Annotated in this window: 14 protein-coding genes; all 14 read right to left on the minus strand. The window is 70.0% G+C overall.

What is annotated here, in order from left to right; translation table 11 throughout:
- Nucleotides 1–137: 137 nt before the first annotated feature.
- The 14 genes from pgeF to mraZ all read right to left on the minus strand — a co-directional run bounded on the left by pgeF (nt 138) and on the right by mraZ (nt 18,140).
- Nucleotides 138–863 carry a peptidoglycan editing factor PgeF gene (gene pgeF / locus AB0F41_RS13080; protein WP_357423217.1) on the minus strand — a complete coding sequence of 242 codons (726 nt, stop codon included), beginning with the start codon at nt 861–863 and terminating at the stop codon, nt 138–140.
- Nucleotides 864–1,040: 177 nt separating this feature from the next.
- The gene (gene ftsZ / locus AB0F41_RS13085; protein ID WP_357423219.1) at nt 1,041–2,336 is read right to left on the minus strand and encodes a cell division protein FtsZ; all 1,296 of its coding nucleotides are present in this window, start codon (nt 2,334–2,336) and stop codon (nt 1,041–1,043) included.
- Nucleotides 2,337–2,721: 385 nt separating this feature from the next.
- Entirely contained in the window at nt 2,722–3,417 is a 696-nt protein-coding gene (locus AB0F41_RS13090) for an FtsQ-type POTRA domain-containing protein (RefSeq protein ID WP_357423221.1), read from the minus strand.
- A 3-nt stretch (nt 3,418–3,420) separates the two neighbouring features.
- Complete coding sequence (gene murC, locus AB0F41_RS13095) at nt 3,421–4,860, minus strand: UDP-N-acetylmuramate--L-alanine ligase (RefSeq protein ID WP_357423247.1); 1,440 nt, start codon at nt 4,858–4,860, stop codon at nt 3,421–3,423.
- Between the two features lie 68 nt (nt 4,861–4,928).
- Nucleotides 4,929–6,023: an undecaprenyldiphospho-muramoylpentapeptide beta-N-acetylglucosaminyltransferase gene (gene murG / locus AB0F41_RS13100; RefSeq protein ID WP_357423249.1), complete on the minus strand. Its 1,095-nt coding sequence runs from the start codon at nt 6,021–6,023 to the stop codon at nt 4,929–4,931.
- A 62-nt stretch (nt 6,024–6,085) separates the two neighbouring features.
- Nucleotides 6,086–7,531, minus strand: coding sequence for a putative lipid II flippase FtsW (gene ftsW / locus AB0F41_RS13105; protein WP_357423223.1), 1,446 nt, complete (start codon nt 7,529–7,531; stop codon nt 6,086–6,088).
- Nucleotides 7,528–8,994, minus strand: coding sequence for a UDP-N-acetylmuramoyl-L-alanine--D-glutamate ligase (gene murD / locus AB0F41_RS13110; RefSeq protein WP_357423251.1), 1,467 nt, complete (start codon nt 8,992–8,994; stop codon nt 7,528–7,530). Before murD ends, ftsW begins: the two co-directional genes overlap by 4 nt.
- 49 nt (nt 8,995–9,043) lie before the next feature.
- On the minus strand, nt 9,044–10,120 hold the full coding sequence (gene mraY / locus AB0F41_RS13115; RefSeq protein WP_357423225.1) for a phospho-N-acetylmuramoyl-pentapeptide-transferase: 1,077 nt from the start codon (nt 10,118–10,120) through the stop codon (nt 9,044–9,046).
- Nucleotides 10,117–11,670, minus strand: a complete 1,554-nt coding sequence (gene murF, locus AB0F41_RS13120; RefSeq protein WP_357423227.1) for a UDP-N-acetylmuramoyl-tripeptide--D-alanyl-D-alanine ligase — start codon at nt 11,668–11,670, stop codon at nt 10,117–10,119. Before murF ends, mraY begins: the two co-directional genes overlap by 4 nt.
- Complete coding sequence (locus tag AB0F41_RS13125; protein WP_357423229.1) at nt 11,667–13,283, minus strand: UDP-N-acetylmuramoyl-L-alanyl-D-glutamate--2,6-diaminopimelate ligase; 1,617 nt, start codon at nt 13,281–13,283, stop codon at nt 11,667–11,669. The genes murF and AB0F41_RS13125 overlap by 4 nt, the downstream gene beginning before the upstream one ends.
- An 89-nt stretch (nt 13,284–13,372) precedes the next feature.
- Nucleotides 13,373–15,133, minus strand: a complete 1,761-nt coding sequence (locus AB0F41_RS13130; protein ID WP_357423253.1) for a penicillin-binding protein 2 — start codon at nt 15,131–15,133, stop codon at nt 13,373–13,375.
- 173 nt (nt 15,134–15,306) lie between these two features.
- Complete coding sequence (locus tag AB0F41_RS13135) at nt 15,307–16,221, minus strand: hypothetical protein (protein WP_357423231.1); 915 nt, start codon at nt 16,219–16,221, stop codon at nt 15,307–15,309.
- A 229-nt stretch (nt 16,222–16,450) separates the two neighbouring features.
- Nucleotides 16,451–17,428 (minus strand): 16S rRNA (cytosine(1402)-N(4))-methyltransferase RsmH, encoded by a 978-nt coding sequence (gene rsmH, locus AB0F41_RS13140; RefSeq protein ID WP_357423233.1) that lies wholly within the window; start codon nt 17,426–17,428, stop codon nt 16,451–16,453.
- 280 nt (nt 17,429–17,708) lie between these two features.
- Complete coding sequence (mraZ, locus tag AB0F41_RS13145) at nt 17,709–18,140, minus strand: division/cell wall cluster transcriptional repressor MraZ (RefSeq protein ID WP_357423235.1); 432 nt, start codon at nt 18,138–18,140, stop codon at nt 17,709–17,711.
- Between the last annotated feature and the right edge of the window lie 505 nt (nt 18,141–18,645).

Genomic DNA, 18,645 nt, shown 5'->3' on the forward strand with positions numbered 1-18,645 from the left:
TTCTCCGGGGCCGCTCCACCGACATACCCTTCCGGCCACCCCGGTAACTCCCCCGACGGGGTATCCCGTGGGTCGCCCGTCCCGTTATCATCCGGACCCCGGATCGCCCGGACACATCCGAGCCGGGCCCGGTCCTATCAGCCCGCCTCCATCCAGATCACGCTGCCGAGGCGCCCGGTGGGCGCACCCCGGCGATGGCTGAACAGCGCGGTGTCCTCGATGGTGCAGCGCGGGTCCTCGGCGATCGCGCCGATACCGGCCCCGGTGAGCTGGCGGCGGATTCCGGCACGCAGATCCAGCCCGGGCGTACCGCGCACGGTGGTGGTCGCGCTCCCGGGCAGGTGCGCCTCCACATCGGCGCGCATTTCGGCGGGCACCTCGTACTGCCGGCCGCTCGCGGCCGGACCCAGTAGCGCCCCGATCCGCTCGGGACGCGCGCCCGCCGCGATCATCGCGTCCAGCACCCTGGGCATGATGCCGATCCGCGCGCCGACCCGGCCGGCGTGCACGGCGGCGATCACCCCCGCCTGGTCGTCGGAGAGCAGTACCGGCACACAGTCGGCGGTCAGCACCACCAGGGCCAGTCCCGGCCGGGTGGTGATCAGCGCGTCGGTCCCCGGGACCGGTTCGGTGCGCGGCCCGTCCACTGTGGCCACGGTGCGACCGTGGATCTGATCCATCCAGATCACCTGATCGGCCGGCAGGCCGAGGGTGCCCGCGAGACGGGCACGGTTCCGCCGCACCGCCTCCGGATCGTCGCCGACGTGGTCGCCGAGGTTGAACGAATCGTAGGGCGGCGCGGAGAATCCCCCCGCGCGCGTGGTGACGACCCGTCGAACGGTGAGTACCGGTGCCGCTGTCATGTCTTCGAGCCTAACGGCACCCGCGGGCACCGGATCGCCGCCGACCCCGGCACGGCGGAGCTCTCACCCCGGCCACCTGCGTCCGGCGCCGATACACGCGATCCCGCGGACAGCTGTCCGCGGGATCGGCGCATCAGGAGACCACCGTGCCGGTCGGGGCCGGGACGGGTGTGCGGATCATCGCCGCATGAAATCCGGAACGTCCACGTCGTCATCGTCGTCGTCGGGCAGATCCGGGGTGGACGACTGGATATGCGACCGCGTGTTGTGTGACAGCGTCGAATCCACCGGGGGCCGGGATCGTTCGGTATCGCGGTAACTCGGGGCCGGGCCGCGAGCGACGGACGACCCGGTATCGGCCGACCGGGTCGTGGCCGGCTCGTCGGAATGACCGCGGGCGGCACCCAGTTCGGCCGTCCGCGACTGTCCGAGTTCGGCGGTCCGGGACGCCGCCGAGATCTCCGCGGTACGACCGGACCCCAGCGAACCACGGGCGGTCGCGGCATCGAAAGTCCGCCGGGCCGGGCCACCGCCGTCGAATCCGGCGGCGATCACCGTGACCCGCACCTCGTCGCCGAGCGAATCGTCGATCACCGTACCGAAGATGATGTTCGCCTCGATATGGGCCGCCTCCTGCACCAGCGACGCGGCCTCGTTGATCTCGAACAGACCCAGATCCGATCCGCCCGCGATCGAGAGCAGCACACCGTGCGCCCCGTCCATGGACGCTTCCAGCAGGGGCGAATTGATCGCCGACTCGGCCGCTTTGACCGACCGCCCCTCCCCTCTGGACGAGCCGATCCCCATGAGGGCGCTGCCGGCGCCCGACATCACGCTCTTGACGTCGGCGAAGTCGACGTTGATCAGGCCCGGGGTGGTGATCAGATCGGTGATGCCCTGGACACCGTTGAGGAGCACCTCGTCGGCCGAGCGGAACGCGTCCATCAGGCTGACCGCGGCGTCGCCGAGTTGCAGCAGCCGATCGTTGGGAATGACGATCAGGGTGTCGCAGGATTCACGCAGCAGGTTGATGCCGACCTCGGCCTGGTTACCGCGGCGCTTGCCCTCGAAGGAGAACGGCCGGGTGACCACACCGATGGTCAGCGCACCCAGTTTGCGCGCGATACTCGCCACCACCGGGGCGCCGCCGGTTCCGGTACCGCCGCCCTCGCCCGCGGTCACGAAGACCATATCGGCGCCCTTGAGCACCTCTTCGATCTCGTCCTTGTGGTCCTCGGCGGCCTTACGGCCGACCTCGGGGTCGGCGCCCGCGCCGAGTCCCCTGGTGAGCTCCCGCCCGACATCGAGCTTTACGTCGGCATCACTCATCAGCAGTGCCTGGGCGTCGGTGTTCACCGCGATGAACTCGACACCCTTGAGACCCTGCTCGATCATTCGGTTGACGGCGTTCACGCCGCCGCCGCCGATACCGACGACCTTGATCACGGCAAGGTAGTTGTGCGGGGGCGTCATGAGCTCTCGCCTTCCTTCGATCCAAAGTCTGTCGTTTTCGGATGCCCGATACCTATTCGCGTGATCGATATTCGCGAACCAGGATTCGGACAAACCCTGAACCTCAACCATAGGGTTGGAGTTATGTCAAGTATCCGACTGGTGCCGAACGCTATTCGCCGCCGTCGCGATCCGCCCGCAGGCGCGCCGAGACGATAACCAGTTTCTTCGGCGAACGTCCTTCTATCGGGACGGCAGCCGTCGTATCGTGAACGGTTCGCCTGCGACCGCGGACCACATCGTGGAACACCCCCGGCGCCCGCCGCGAGAATCGGCCGGGCGGCCGTGCCGGACAGACGATCGGCGTCGTACCGGACGAGGTCGAACCGAACAAGATTGGCAGAACTCATTTTACCGTGACCAGACTGGGACTCGAGACGTCGAACACGGTTCCCGGCCGGGTCAGCAGCGGTAGCACCACCGCCGATTTGCGTTCGCCGTCCTCGCTGCTGCCCCAGAGTACCGTGCGACCGTCGCGCAGTGTCAGCGAAATATCCGAGACCGTATCGGCGTGTACGGTCTCCACCTGGATTTCCAATTCCGGTGGCAGCGCGGTGACCACGGTGATCGCCGCGCGGGTCAGCGTATCCGTGCCCCCCGGACGCGCCGTCAGCAATTGCGGTACACCGATGGGCGCGGGCTCGATGGCGTACTCGATACTCTCGGAGTCCAGCAGGTGGGCGCCCTCCGGAGTGTCGTAGTACAGCACCGGAGTTCGTTCCTCGATCCGCACCCGGACCGTCGAGGGCAGCACCCGCTGCACCCGCGCGCTGCGGACCTTCGGGATACTCGCCACCCGGGCGGCCATGGCCGCGGTATCGATCCGCAGGATCGAACCCCGCTCCGGAACCTGCAGCAGATCCTCGATCCGGTCCTTCGGAATCGCTCCCGCCCCCTCGATCCGCACCTGGCGAACCGAGAGCAACGGGGTGAACCAGGCCAGCGCGGCGAAGGTGATCACCAGGGCCACGGCGGGTAACGCCCACAGCCGGTAACGCCGCAATCCGCTTCCGCCGAATCGTCGCGTCCCGGTTCGTGCCACGCCTCACCGCCCGTACTGCGGACGCGCGCGTAGTCCGTCCAGGATCTGGCTGCCGAGCATGGTCACATCGCCGGCGCCCATCGTGATGACCACATCCCCGGGCTGGGCCAGCCCGGCGACCTGCCGGCCCACCCGCGACATATCCGGCTGGTAGTGCACGGGTTTGCCGACGGACTGGGCGACCAGCGCCCCGTTGACACCGGGCAGGGGTTCCTCGCGGGCCCCGTAGACGTCGAGCACCACCACCTCGTCGGCGAGGTCGAGCGCGGCGCCGAACTCGGCCGCGAAGGTCGCGGTGCGGCTGTACAGATGCGGCTGGAAGACCACGATCACCCGGCCCCGCCGCGAGCGCGCCCCGTCCCGGGCCTCCTGGTCGACCAGTTCCGCTGCCGCGCCGAGAACGGCGCGCACCTCGGTCGGATGATGCGCGTAATCGTCGAAAACCCGCACCCCGTTCTCCCGGCCCACGAACTGGAAGCGGCGGTGCACTCCGCCGAAACCCTCCAGGCCCTGGATGATCTCGTCCACATCGGCCCCGGCGGCCTGCCCGGCCAGCAACGCGGCCAGCGCGTTGAGCGCCATATGACGGCCGGGCACTGCCAGCCGCAATGTCCGCGGCGCGGATTCACCGGTGAGCTGGAACTGGGCGATACCGCCGACGTCACGCGGTTCCCAGCTGTGCAGCCGCACGCCCACCGGTACCGGCGCGTCGTCGAGTTCGCCGGATCCGTAACCGAGTACCCGCACCCCGCGTTCGGCCAGGCGCTGCCCGGTCCGTTCGGCGAGGGCCCGGGCACCCGGGTCGTCGAGGCAGACGACCAGCAGCCCGCCGTCGGCGAGACGGTCGGTGAAATCATCGAACACCTGCACGTAGGCGTCGTCGGAACCGAAGAAGTCCAGATGATCGGATTCGATGTTGGTGACCACCGCGACATCGGGGTCGTATTGCAGCAGCGAACCGTCGCTCTCGTCGGCCTCGGCGACGAAGGTATCGCCGCTGCCGTGATGGGCGTTGGTACCGGCCTCGTTGAGCTCGCCACCCACCGCGAAGGACGGGTCCAGCCCACAGTGCTGCAGCGATACGATGAGCATCGAGGTCGTGGAGGTCTTGCCGTGGGTGCCCGAGACCAGCAGGGTGCGATGCCCGTTCATCAATGCGGCCAGCACCGTCGGGCGCAGCAGCACCGGAATATCGCGGCGATGCGCTTCCACCAGTTCGGGATTGGTCTTGGGGATCGCCGCGTAGGTGGTCACCACCACCGTCGGCCCCCCGGGCAGCAGATCCAGCGCGCCGGCATCGTGGCCGATCCGCACCTGCGCCCCGCGTGCCCGCAACGCGAGCACTCCGCGGCTCTCCTTGGCGTCGGAACCGGAGACCTCACCACCGCGCGACAGCAGGATCCGGGCGATACCGGACATCCCGGCGCCGCCGATCCCGACCATATGCACCCGGGCGAGTTCCGGGGGCAGCGCGCCGGGACCGGCCTCGGGCGCGGTCACCTGATCCTCGCTCACCGGCCCGCCGCCCGCAGCACGATCCGCGCGACCTCGTCGGCGGCGTCGCGGTGGCCGGCGCCGGCGGCGGCGCGGCCCATCTCGGCAATGCGTGCTGGATCCGTGAGCAGCGGTATCACCTCATCGATCACATACTTCGGGGAGAGTTCCGGGTCGGAGACGATTCTGCCACCACCGGCGGCGACAACGGGCCTGGCATTGAGTTCCTGCTCGCCGTTTCCATGGGGAAGCGGTACGTACACCGCGGGCAGACCCACGGCCGACACCTCCGCCACGGTCATCGCGCCCGATCGGCACACCACCGCGTCGGCGGCGGCATAGGCCAGATCCATCCGGGACAGATACGGCACCGCGACGTAAGGGGTCGCGGGGTCGGCCGAGACCGCCTCGAGAACGTTCTTCGGCCCGTGCGCGTGCAGCACCGAGATACCGGCCGCGGCCAATTGCGGCGCCGCGCCGGAGATCGCCTCGTTCAGCGAGCGCGCCCCCTGGGAACCACCGAACACCAGCAGCACCGGGCCGTCGGCGGGCAGGCCGAAATGGTCGCGGGCCTGCGCCCGCAGCGCCGCCCGGTCCAGCGAGGTGATCGCCTCCCGCACCGGGATGCCCACGACCTCGGCGTCGAGCCCGGAACCCGGTACGGCGGCGAGCACCCGGACGGCACGGCGGGCACCCACCTTGTTGGCGATACCCGCCTTCGCGTTGGCCTCGTGGACGACCACCGGCACCGACCGCCGCCGGCGCAGCAGGCCCGGCCCGGCGGCCAGGTACGCCGGCAGCGCGACATACCCGCCGAAGCCGACGACCACATCCGCCGACACCGCATCGATGATCTGCCGGGTCCGCGCCACCGATGCCCGCACCCGGCCGGGCAGGCGCAGCAGATCCGCACTGGGCTTACGTGGCAGCGGTACCGGTGGAATCAGCTCGAGCGGATATCCGCGCTCGGGCACCAGTGTGGTCTCCAGTCCGCGCCGGGTACCGAGCGCGGTGACCCGGACGGCCGGGTCGAGCCGGCGCAGCGCGTCGGCCACGGCGAGTGCGGGCTCGATATGCCCCGCGGTCCCACCCCCGGCGACGATCACCGATATCCCGTCCGAGCGTGGTGTCGAATCCTCGTGGGCCGAATGATCATCGGCGGACTGAGGTGCGCTCACCTGTATCTTCCCCGTTCTCGTGCGTGTGTCACCGAATAGCTGGGCTCCCAGGCCCGGGTCGCCCGCAGGGTATCGGTCCCGCGGCTGCTGGCGCGGGTGCGGGCGGGTGGGTCGTCGCGCTCGTCGGTCCGGTCGCGGGCCGGGCGGCGGGCCGGAGTCCGGTCGTCGGGCGGGCGGGCCCCGGCCCGGGTCCGGACGGGATGGTAGACCTCGGGTTTGGGCAGCCGCAGCAACCGGCTGACCCGCCCGTCCTGGCCGGCGTGCAGGGCAGCCACTGCCTCGGGCTCGTGCCGGGCGGCGTTGGCGATGATGCCGAACATCAGCAGGGTCAGCGCCAGCGAGGAACCGCCCGCGGAGACCAGCGGCAGCTGCAACCCGGTGACCGGCAGCAGTCCGACCACATAACCGATGTTGATCAGCGCCTGACCGGTGATCCAGGTGGTGGCCGTGGCCGTCAGCAACCGGAGGAAGGGATCCACCGAGCGGGCCGCGATCCGGAGGCCGGTGTAGACGAACAGCGCGAAAAGTCCCAGGACCAGGGCGCAGCCGAGGAATCCGAGTTCCTCGCCGATGATGGCGAAGATGAAATCGTTGTGTGAGTTCGGCAGGTAGCTCCATTTGGCCCGGCTCTGCCCGAGCCCGCGGCCCCACAACCCGCCGTCGGCGAGCGAGTACAGCGCCTGCCGGGCCTGGTAGTTGATGCCCTGCGGATCGTCACCGGGATTGAAGAAGGCGCGCATGCGGTCGGAGCGGTACCCGGCCGACAACGCGAGGACGAGGGCGGCGATACCACCGGCGGCCAGAATGGTGACGAACAGCCGGATGGGCAGGCCGCCGAACCACAGCAACGCCAGCAGCACGATACCCATCGCGATGGTGGTGGACAGGTTCGGCTGCAGCACGATCAGCAGACAGACCAGCAGACCCGCCGGTACCAGTGGCACCAGGATGTTCTTCAACCCGCGCGGGTCGTTGGCCGCGCGGGCCGCGGCCCGGCGCGAGACCAGCAGATGCGCGCCCCACACCACGAAGGTCACCTTGACGACCTCCGACGGCTGGATCGAGAAGAAACCCAGGTCGATCCAGCGGCGCGCGCCGTTGACCGTACTGCCGACCCCGGGGATTAGCACCAGAACCAGCAGCAGCACCGAGAGCGCGAATATCGGGAACGACACCTGGCGTAGCCGCCGGAACGGGATCCGCAATGCCAGGTAGAACAGCACGGCGCCGACTGTCGCGTACATCGCCTGCTGGGCGAACAGCGAATAGGCCGAACCGCCGTCGGCGTAGGACTCCACGCTGGACGCCGACAGCACCATCACCAGGCCGAGCACGGTCAGCAGCGTGGCGATGGTGACCACCAGGTGGAAGGAGGCCAGCGGCCGCGCCAGCCAGGCGCCGAAACGGCCCACCTGCAGCTGTCGCGTACCGCGGGGTCTCATAACCGCCGCCCGAGGTCCTCGTCCTTCAGGTCCTCCACCGCACCGGCGAAACTGCGGCCGCGATGGGTGTAGTCGGTGAACATGTCCAGCGAGGCCGCCGCCGGCGCCAGCAGCACGGTATCGCCGGGCCCGGCGAACGCCGCCGCCTCGCGTACCGCGCGGATCATCACGGCCTCGGCGATACCGGTATCCCGGGTACCGGTGATCGCATCGTCCAGAACTGCCTGCCCCATCCCCGAATGGTCTCGCGTATCCAGCTCGACGACCGGGACTTCCGGGGCGTGTCGCGCCAGCGCGGCCGCGATCACCGGGGCGTCCACGCCGAACAGCACCACCGCGACCAGGCGTTCGGCGACCTCTTCGACCAGGTCCTCGACCCCGGCGCCCTTGAGCTGACCACCGGCCAGCCAGATCACGTGATGATGCCCGAGGATCGACGACCGCGCGGCGTGCGGATTGGTGGCCTTGGAATCATCGACGAACTCGACCCCGCCCAGTTCCCGGACCAGCGCCGATCGGTGCGGACCGACCTTGTGCTCGATCAGGCCTTCGCGCACGAACTGCGGCGCCACATCGATGGCCCTGGTCAGCGCGGCCGCGGCCAGCGCGTCGGCCACCCCGGCCGGTCCGGGCGGGCTGATCTCCTTGGATTCGGCCAGGATCGCCGCCTTGGTGAAGGCACGGTCGAGCAGTTTGCCGTCGACCACACCGAGTTCCCCGTCGGCGGGAACGCCGATCCGGAACCCGACGGTACGCCGGGCCTTGGAACGGCGGGCCAGGCCGGCGGCCACCGGATCGTCGAGGCCGACCACGCCGACCCGGCCCAGCAGCGCCCGCGCCTTGGCGGCCGCGTAGGCGTCGAGCCCGCCGTGCCAGTCCAGATGGTCTTCGGCGACATTGAGCACCACCCCGGCCTCCGGCCGTACCGACGGCGCCCAGTGCAGCTGGAACGACGACAGTTCCACCGCCAGAACCTGGGGTCCGGGATTGCGGCGCAGCGCGTCGAGGATCGGGAGTCCGATATTGCCGCAGGCCACGCTGGGAATCCCGGCGGCGCGCAGGATCGAGTGGGTCATCTGCGTGGTGGTGGTCTTTCCGTTGGTCCCGGTCACCACCAGCCATTTGCGGACCGGTCCGTAGATCCGGGCCTGATCCACCCACCAGGCGAATTCCACATCGCCCCAGACCGGGATGCCCTCGGACACCGCCGAGGCCAGCACCGGTGAATCCGGCCGCCAGCCCGGGCTGGTGATCACCAGCGCGAACCGCGACCAGTCGGTGTGTTCCAGTTCCGCCGAGGGCGCGATCTCCAACCCCAGTTCGGCCGCCTCTGCCAGCGCCTTGGCCCCGCTGTCGGTGACCACGGGGCGGGCGCCGATATCGCGCAGCGGGCCGATCAGCGAACGACCGGATACCCCCCAGCCGGCGACCAGGACGTCGCGCCCCCGCAGGAATTCCAGCATCGGCCCCGGTGAGCGCAGCGCCCGCGGTACATGTTCCTCCATCGTCAGCTCACCCGACCGCAGAGAGATATTCGCTGTAGAAGAGGGCGAGCCCGGCCGCCGAGGCCATCGCGGCCAGCAGCCAGAACCGGATGATCACGGTGGTCTCCGCCCATTTGCTCAGTTCGAAATGATGATGGAACGGCGCCATCTTGAACAACCGGTTCCGGGTGGTCCGGAACACCGCCACCTGCAGCACCACCGACGCCGCCTCGGCGACGAACAGCGCACCGATGACGACCATCAGCAGTTCGGTACGGGTGGTGATCGACAGACCCGCGAGCAGGCCGCCGAGCGCCAGCGATCCGGTATCGCCCATGAAGATCTTGGCGGGCGCGGCGTTCCACCACAGGAATCCGATGCACGCGGCGGTACCCGCCGCGCACACCAGCGCCAGGTCCAGCGGATCGCGCACGTTGTAGCAGCCGGTCTCGGGTTTGGTCTCACACGAGTGGTAGTACTGCCAGAACGTGATGACCACGTAGCCGCCGAGCACCAGGCTCATCGACCCGGCGGCGAGCCCGTCCAGACCGTCGGTGAGGTTCACCGCGTTGGACCAGGCGACCACGATCAGGCAGACGAACGCCAGGAACACCACCACGCTCATCGAGACCGTGTTGATATCGCGGACATAGGACAGTTGCCGGCTGGCCGGAGACAGGCCGCTACCCCCGGGAAACTGCAGCGCCAGCACCCCGAACACCACCGCGGCGGTGATCTGGCCCAGGTACTTTCCCGCGGCGGTGAGACCGAGGTTGCGGCCCTTGCGGATCTTGATGAAATCGTCGATGAATCCGACCACGCCGAGCGCGGTCGCCAGGCCCAGCACCAGCAGCGCCGAAGCCGACGGCCCCTCGGCCTCGTATCCGATACCGATCAGATGCGAACCCAGATAGCCGGCCCACATACCGATGATGATCGCGACGCCACCCATGGTGGGGGTGCCGCGTTTGGACTGGTGACTGGCCGGGCCGTCGACCCGGATCTCCTGTCCGAAGCCCTGCCGGGCGAATATCCGGATCAGCAGCGGTGTCAACAGGATCGACACCGTCAGTGCGATCGCCGCCGCGAACAAGATCTGTCTCAACGCACTGCCTCCGCGCTCACCCCGTCGGCGGCACCTGCGCCGCCCGGCGCCGGCGTACCGGCACCCGAATCCTTGTCACCCGCGTCCAGCAGTTTTTCCGCCACCGTCCACAGGCCGACCGACTGCGATGCCTTCACCAGCACCACATCGCCCGGGCCGACTTCGGCGGCGAGTAGTTCCACGGCCGCTTCGATATCCGGGACGAGCACCGACTCCTCACCCCACGAGCCTTCCATGACCGCTCCCTGATGCATTCCCCGGGAGGGTCGTCCGGTCCCGACCACGACGAGCCGGTCCACATCCAGGCGAACCGCCAGCCGGCCGATACCGTCGTGTTCCACCACCGATTCGGGGCCCAGTTCGGCCATCTCGCCGAGCACCGCCCAGCTGCGCCGCGCCGAGGCACCGGCCCGCGCCACGCTGACCAGCGCTTTGAGCGCGGCCCGCATGGAATCCGGGTTGGCGTTGTACGAATCGTTGATCACGGTGACGCCGTCGGCGTTGGTCCGGACATCCATCCGCCGGCCCGAGGCCGCCCGCGCACCGGAGAGGGCGGTGACGAGCGTATCGAGGTCCGCGCCGCATTCCAGTGCGACCGCCGCCGCCGAGAGCGCGTTGCCCACCTGATGCTCGCCGTGCACCGCGAGGGTGACCTCGCGCTCGCCGAGGGGCGTATGCAGGGTGAACGAGGCGCGGGCCCGATCGTCGAGGGTGACGCCGGTGGCGCGGATCCGGGCACCGGCCGCCTGGCCGACCATCAGCACCCGCGCAGTCGTCCGCGAAGCCATCGCGCTGACCTGGGAGTCGTCGGCGTTCAACACCGCCAGGCCCGTCTCCGGCAGCGCTTCGACGAGTTCGCCCTTGGTCTTCGCGATCGCCTCGCGACTGCCGAACTCGCCCAGGTGGGCGGTGCCGACATTCAGGACCACCCCGATGCTCGGCGGTGCCACCCGCGCGAGCGCGGCGATATGGCCCGGCCCGCGGGCCGACATCTCGAGAACCAGGAACCGGGTGTCCGGGCCGGCGCGCAACGCCGTCCACGGATGGCCCAGTTCATTGTTGAACGAGCCGGGTGGGGCGACCACCGGGCCCAGCGGCGCCAGCACCGCGGCCAGCAGATCCTTGGTCGAGGTCTTGCCCGACGAACCGGTCACGCCGACCACGGTCAGGCCACCGGCCGCGACCAGGCGCGACACGCTTTCCCGGGCCAGGGCGGCCAGCGCGGTCAGCACCGCCGCGCCCGCGCCGGTCGAATCATGCGATAGCGCCAGGGCATTCGACGGCGCCGTATCCGGTGCGGGAGTCACCACGATGGCGGGTACGCCCAGCGGCCGGGCCGCCAGCACCGCCACGGCGCCCGCCGCGACCGCCGCGGCCGCGTAATCGTGTCCGTCGGCGTACTCGCCCGGCAGCGCCAGGAAGATATCGCCGGGACCGATTCGGCGCGAATCGAATTCGACCGACCCGGTCACCCGCACTTCCGGGTCACCGATATCGTGCAGCTGCCCGCCTACGACCTCGGCGATATCCCGCAGTGTCATATCGATCATGAAACAGTCATGTCCTCCGCGCCCGCCGGCCACGAACCGTTGTCCGTGTCCCCGGGGCTGTGCCGCAGTGTCGAATCGATGGCCGCCGCCAATACCTCGCGGTCGTCGAACGGATATTTCACCCCGTTGATCTCCTGCCCTGCCTCGTGGCCCTTACCCGCCACCAGCACCACGTCGCCCGCGTGGGCCCAGCCGACAGCGGCCTCGATCGCGGCGGCACGGTCCCCTATATCGCGGACCTCGCCGCGCTGATCCTCGGCGACGCTGTGCGCCCCCGCGACCACGGCCGCGCGGATCGCGGCCGGATCCTCGGTCCGCGGATTGTCGTCGGCGACGATCAGCAGATCGGCGCCGCGTGCCGCGGCCGCGCCCATCAGACCTCGTTTCCCGGCATCCCGGTCGCCCCCGGCGCCCACCACCACGGCCAGCCGGCCTCGGCTCTCCGCTGCCGTCAGGTGCGCCCGCAGAGTGGCGATCACCGATTCCACCGCGGCGGGTTTATGCGCGTAGTCCACCAGGGCGAGGAACCGCTGCCCGCGTTCGACCCGCTGCATCCGGCCCGGTACGTCCACCGCCGCCAGCGCGGCCGCGGCCGTTTCCGGCGCGACGCCCCCCTGCGCGCACACCGCGAGCGCGAGCAGTCCGTTCGCGACGTTGTAGTCGCCGGGCAGCCGCAGCCGGACAGTGGTCTCGCCCTGCGGACCGGCGGCGGTGAATTCCTGTTCACCGCTGTGCGCGCGCGCCGGGCCGGTGACAGACCAGTCCGCCGCACCCGTCGTGGACACCCGGATCGGCGCTGCCAGACCGTCGGCCAGGCGGCGGCCCCAGGCGTCGTCCACGCACACCACGGCGGTCCGGGCGGCCACCGGTGAATCGGCCTCGAACAGCCGGCGCTTGGCCGCGAAATAGTCTTCGAAATCGGCGTGGAAATCCAGGTGGTCCTGGGAGAGGTTGGTGAACGCGCCGACCGCGAACCGCACCCCGTCGACCCGGCCCAGCGCCAGCGCGTGGCTGGACACCTCCATCACCACGGCATCCACCCCCTGTTCGACCATCAGCGCGAAGATGGCGTGCAGCTGCGGCGCCTCGGGAGTGGTGAGCGCGCTCGGCACACGGCGGCCGCCGATCCGGGTCTCGATGGTGCCGATCAGCGCGGTGGACAGGCCACCCGCGGCCAGCCCGGCCTCCACCAGATAGGACGTCGTGGTCTTCCCGGAGGTGCCGGTGATCCCGACGATCCGCAGCCGCTCCGACGGCCGGCCGTAGATCGCCGCAGACAGCTCACCGAGCACCGCGCGCGGATTCTCGCGGACCAGTACCGGGACCGGGAGCTCGCCGGCGAGTTCGGCGCCGGCGGCGTCGGTGAGCACGGCGACCGCGCCGCGCTCGACCGCGGCCGCGGCGAAACGGGCCCCGTGCGCGCGGGAGCCGGGTAGGGCGGCGAAGAGGTCGCCGGGCAGGACCTCATGGGAGCGCTGTTCGATACCGGTGATCGCGACCTCGGCGGGGACCGGTGGCCGGGGTTCGGCGGCGATCAGATCCAGCAGGTGGGACAGCGGCGTCGACGGTGGCTTGGAGGGCCGCAGCGCGTGCTGGCTGGACTGCGCGGGCACAGGGTTCCTCTCTGCATGATGAAGCGCGGGTACGACGACGTGTCAGGTTACCGACGCCACGTCTCGTACGGACAAGCCGGTTCGCCGAATCACGACGCCTGAAGGACGAACTGCCGTTCGGGCTCGGTCGACGGTGGTACCCGGTCCCGCTGCAGAGCCCAGGAGGCGATGTCGTGGAAGAGCGGCGCCGCCGATTGTCCTCCACTTCCGTCCGAACTGCGCACCGGCGCGTCGAGCATCATCCCGACGACGTAGCGCGGATCGTCGGCGGGCGCGATACCGGCGAAGGTGATCCAGTAGGAGGACGTCGAATAACATCCGCAGTTGGGGTCGACCTGCTGCGCGGTTCCGGTCTTACCGGCGATGCGGTAGCCCTCGACGGCCGCCCCGGAACCGGTGCCCATCTGGACGCCGGTGGGATCGTTCTGCACCACCGACTGGAACATCGTGCGCAGGGTGCGCGATGTTTCCGGGCTCACCACCCGCACACCCTCGGGAGCCGGTTCCTCGGTTCGGGTTCCGTCCGGTGCGACGGTGGCGCGGACGATACGCGGCGGAATCCGCACGCCGTCGTTGGCGATCGCCTGGAACATTCCCGTCATCTGCAGGGTCGTCATCGAAAGCCCCTGCCCGATGGGCAGGTTGGCGAAGGTACCGCCGGACCATTGATCGCGGGCGGGCAGCTGCCCGGAACTCTCCGCGGGCAGCCCCACATCGGTGCGCCGGCCCAGGCCGAACCGGGTGAGCATATCGGCGAACCGGTCCTCCCCGACCCGCTGCGCCAGCATGAGGGTGCCGACATTGGAGGACTTTCCGAAGATCCCGGTGGTGGTGTAGGGGACCACACCGTGTTCCCAGGCGTCGCCGACCGTGACTCCGGACATGTGGATCTGCCCGGGCACCTGATGCACCTCGTCCGGATCGGTGAGCTTGTTCTCCAGCGCGGCGGCGGCGGTCACGATCTTGTTGACCGAACCCGGTTCGAAGGGCTGGGTCACCGACGGGTTGTCCAGCCCCGCCGGATCCCAGTGCTGCGGACCGAGCGCGGGATTGAAGGTGTTGTCGTTGGCCATGGCCAGAACCTGGCCGGTGCGCGCATCCAGCACCACCGCGGAGGCCGAGCGCGCGCCCGAGCGATCCTTGGCCTGCTGCACCTGCTGCTGCACGTAGTACTGCAGATCCGAATCCAGGGTGAGCTCGACGTCGTTACCGTCCACGGCGGGCTGCCGGTCCCGCCAGCTGCCCGGGATCACCGCGCCGTCGGAACCACGATCGTAGGTGTAAGAGCCGTCGGTGCCGGCCAGCGCGGAATCGAGCGACGCCTCCAGCCCCACCCGGCCGTGGCCGTCCCAGCCGGTGGCGCCGACGATATTCGCGGCCAGCGAGCCGCCGGGGTATTCCCGCAGGTCCTGCCGTTCCGAGCCGACCTCGGGGAATTTCGCGGTGATTTCGTCGGCCTTGCGCGGGTCGACGTTGCGGGCGAGGTAGACGAAGGTCTCGTCGCCGCGCAGTTTCTCCAGCAGTTCGGCCTCCGCCGGCCCGTCCCGGCCCAGGACCCGGTGGATGGTGCCCGCAATTTCCTTCAGCCGTTCCTCGGGGTCGGGCGCGGACGCGTCCTTCGCCTTGGCGTCGGCGAGATCCTTGCGCACCCGGACCGGCTGGAAGCTGAGCGCCTGGGCGATGAGCGTGAGCGCCAGGGCCTTCCCGTGCCGATCGGTGATCGTGCCCCGGGCAGCGGGCAGATCCTGGTACGTGGTGCGCTGGCCCGCCGCCTGCGCCGAGAGCGACGGCGCGGAAATCGTCTGGACCCACAGCAGTTGCAGCGCCACCACCAGCAGCGCCACGAGCATGATCACCCGTCCGGTCCCGAGCCGGATCCGGACCGGCCCGTCCTTTCCTGATTTGCGCCGGGGCCCACTTCCCGGACGCCGGGGACCGGCCGGGGACCGCTGCGGAGCGGTCTCCCGGTGCGCAGCGGTCCGGGATCTCGGCGCGCCGCGCCCACGTCCCGACCCGCTGCGGCTCACCGCATCCCCTCACCCGCCGGCACCGCCGGATCCTGGACCGGTGGCGCCGGTTCGACGGTCGGGGTCGGTACCACCGGAGCCGCCCCGTCGACCGGAGCCGGATTGTCGACCGGAGCGGCACCCGGCACCGGGCCGGGAACCTGTGCCTCGGCATTCGGCGGCGCCTGCTCGCCCGGTACCTCGGCGCCGGGCCCGGCCACCGCGCCCGGATCTGCGACCGGCGGCGCGCCGTCCGGGACCACCTCCGCCGGGGCACCCGGCGCGGGTGCGGGTTCCGGAGCGGCGGGCGCCGGTTCGGTACCCGGCGCGGCGAGCACCGCGCCCGGCAGAGTGGCGGCCGGAGCACCCGCGTGCGGCAGTTCCGGAACGGGCACCACGCGTTCGCCCGGGTCCGCGCCGCTGCGCGGCGCCGTGCGGGGCGGGGCGTTGAGCGGGGGCGCCGGGGCGCCCTGCGCCGGAGCCGGTTCACCGATCACGGTGACGGTCCCGTCCGGGGCCACCACCAGCCGCGCCGGATCCACCGCCGGGATCATGCCGAGCTCCCGCGCGCGGGTGGCCAGTTCGGGGGCCGAATCGGCAGCCGCCACTTCGCGTTCCAGGGCCGCGCGCTCGTCGGAGAGCACCCGATTCGTTTCCCGGGCGTCGCTGAGCTGGTAGCTGTCCTCGGCCGCGCGGGTGGTCAGAACCAGCGTGAGGGCGAGACCACAGCCGAACATGGCCAGAATCGCGGTGACGAAGGGCACCCGCCCCGTCAGTTCCGAACCGCCGGGCGCGGACGCCGCGGGCGGTATCACCGCGCGCTGCCGGCGCCGGGCGTAGGCGCGCTGCGCCGCACCGGATTTCACCCGCTCCGCGTCGTGTACGCGCCGGGCCGGCCGTCGCCCGGTTTCGGTACGTGTAGCCACGCTCATACCTGACACCCCCGTATCGGTGTGATGGCACGCGGTATGGCACCGCGGATGCCGTTCCTGTGGTCCGTGCCCGGGTGCCGCATCCCTCGTGCAGCGACATCCCGGGCACCGATGCGATATCCACGTATCGCATACGCCCTGTGGTACCGGAACCGCGTAAGGGAGACAACCGAATTCGCCGTTGTGACAGCGATCGATCCGGTGTGCTCCGCGGCCCCGGTGAACCGATTCATCCCGCCTCCCCCGCGATTTTCTCGGCGGCTCGCATCCGAACCGGAGCCGACCGCGGGTTCTCCTCGAGCTCGGCGGGGCCCGCCTGTTCGGCTCCGCGGGTGAGGATCCGGAACTCCGGACCCATTCCGGGTAGCTCGACCGGTAGATCCACCGGTGTGCGGGATTTGGCGCGCTCGGCCAGCTCGTGTTTGACGACCCGGTCCTCGAGCGACTGATAGGACATGATCACGATCCGCCCGCCGGGCCGCAGCGCGGCCAGCGCGGCCGGTAGCGCGGCACGCAGCGAATCCAGTTCGCCGTTCACTTCCACGCGCAGCGCCTGGAACGTGCGCTTGGCCGGATGTCCTCCGGTACGGCGGGCGGCGGCGGGGATGGCGTCGTAGAGCAGGGCCACCAGCTCGGCGCTGGTGCGGAACGGCTGCTTTTCGCGGCGCCGCACGACTTCGCCGGCGATCCGGTTCGCGAAGCGTTCCTCGCCATAGGTTTTCAGCACCCGGGCCAGCTCGCCGCGGCCGTAGGTGTTGAGCACATCGGCGGCGGTGGGACCCGTGGTGGGATCCATCCGCATATCCAGTGGAGCGTCCACCGAGTAGGCGAACCCGCGTTCGGCCTCATCCAGCTGCATGGACGAGACGCCCAGGTCCATCAGGATTCCGCTCACCGAACCGGTCGCCGGCAGGCCGGCTTCGGCCAGCGCGTCCCCGATCCCGTCATAACGGGTGTGCACCGTCGTCACCCGGTCCGCGAAGGGACGCAGCCGCTCGGTGGCGAGGGCGAGGGCGTGGGTATCGCGGTCGAGACCTACCAGGCGCAGCCGCGGATGGGTGCGCAGGAAGTATTCGGCGTGACCGCCGAGCCCGAGTGTGGCGTCCAGGTATACCGCGTCCGGCTCGCCGAGAACGGGGTCGAGTAGTTCGGCCGCGCGGGTGAGCAGAACAGGGACGTGTCGTGTGCCGTGCTGCTCACGGTTCACCTGACCTCCCGGATTCTTGCCTCGCTGGGAAATGACCGGATTCCGGTCGCATCACACCGCGGCCTCGGCGCGAACATCCTGCCGAAGCGGCCGATTAGTTTGCTGCGTGAGATATCGGGTTCACCGCCTACCCCTGTCCGGCACCTCGACTGTGCCTGTGACACAAGGGAATCGGCGGCTTTCACGAATGCCGCGGGGTCTCTGACCGAAGCGGCACCTGGCGTCGGGGAAGTACGCCAGGGTCCGCATCCGGGCAGAGGCCGCGTGGCACTCGCGCGGGCTAGAAGATTCCGCCCAGTGCCTCGTCTCTCGCTTCCGCGTAGTCCTCCTCGTGCTCGGCGAGGTAGGTCTCCCACGCCTGCTTATCCCAAATCTCCAGGAAGTCGACCGAACCGATGACCGTACAGTCGCGGCTGAGATTGGCGTACCGACGATGCTCGGCCGACAGGACGATCCGGCCCTGCGAGTCCAGATGCTGTTCATCTGTGCCCGCTGCCAGTGCCCGGATGAACGCCCGTGCCTGCGGATTGCTCCGCGATGCGGACGCCGCTCGCCGGGCGAGCGCGCTGAACTCGTCCTTCGGGTAGACGGCAAGGCTGTGGTCTTGTCCTTTCGTGACCATCAACCCTCCCGCCAGATCATCTCGAAACTTCGCGGGCAACGTGAGTCGCCCCTTGTCGTCCAGACGAGGTGTGTAAGTACCGAGAAACAACCCGATACCTCCTACCGGACCACCTCGACTGGTGTTGGCCGGCTGGGCCGGCCGAGCGCCTTACGGCCTCTCCTGTAGTGCGCGCTCCACATTACCCCACTTTCCCCCACTTTCAATCGAAACACGGGGTGATGTGCCTCCCCGGTAGACCGATTTCGCAGGTCATCCCAGCTATCACGGGAGTGGTGAACTTTTCCCGCTTCCTGCCTCCCCGCGCGCGTCCGCGGGCGGGGAGCGCGGCGGCGCCCGTCAACTTCCAGCAAACCCCCTGTTCAAGCCCTGTTGGCGGGCACAGTGGGGCGGGGTGGGGGACCTCGGTGGGGAAGGGTGGGAGAAGGCGGCGCCGAACCGGTCCGTGCCCCGGCGGGGGCCGAGGCGCACCGGCAGACTCGGCCGGAGGCGGACATGCGCGAACAGTCGCAGTCGCAGCAACCGCAGTCGCCCTCGCCGTCGCCGCAACCGCAGTTCGAGCAGCAGCTCGCGCAATCACAGCAGCCGCCGCACT

Source organism: Nocardia sp. NPDC024068, assembly GCF_040638875.1.
In the GTDB taxonomy this organism is placed as follows: domain Bacteria; phylum Actinomycetota; class Actinomycetes; order Mycobacteriales; family Mycobacteriaceae; genus Nocardia.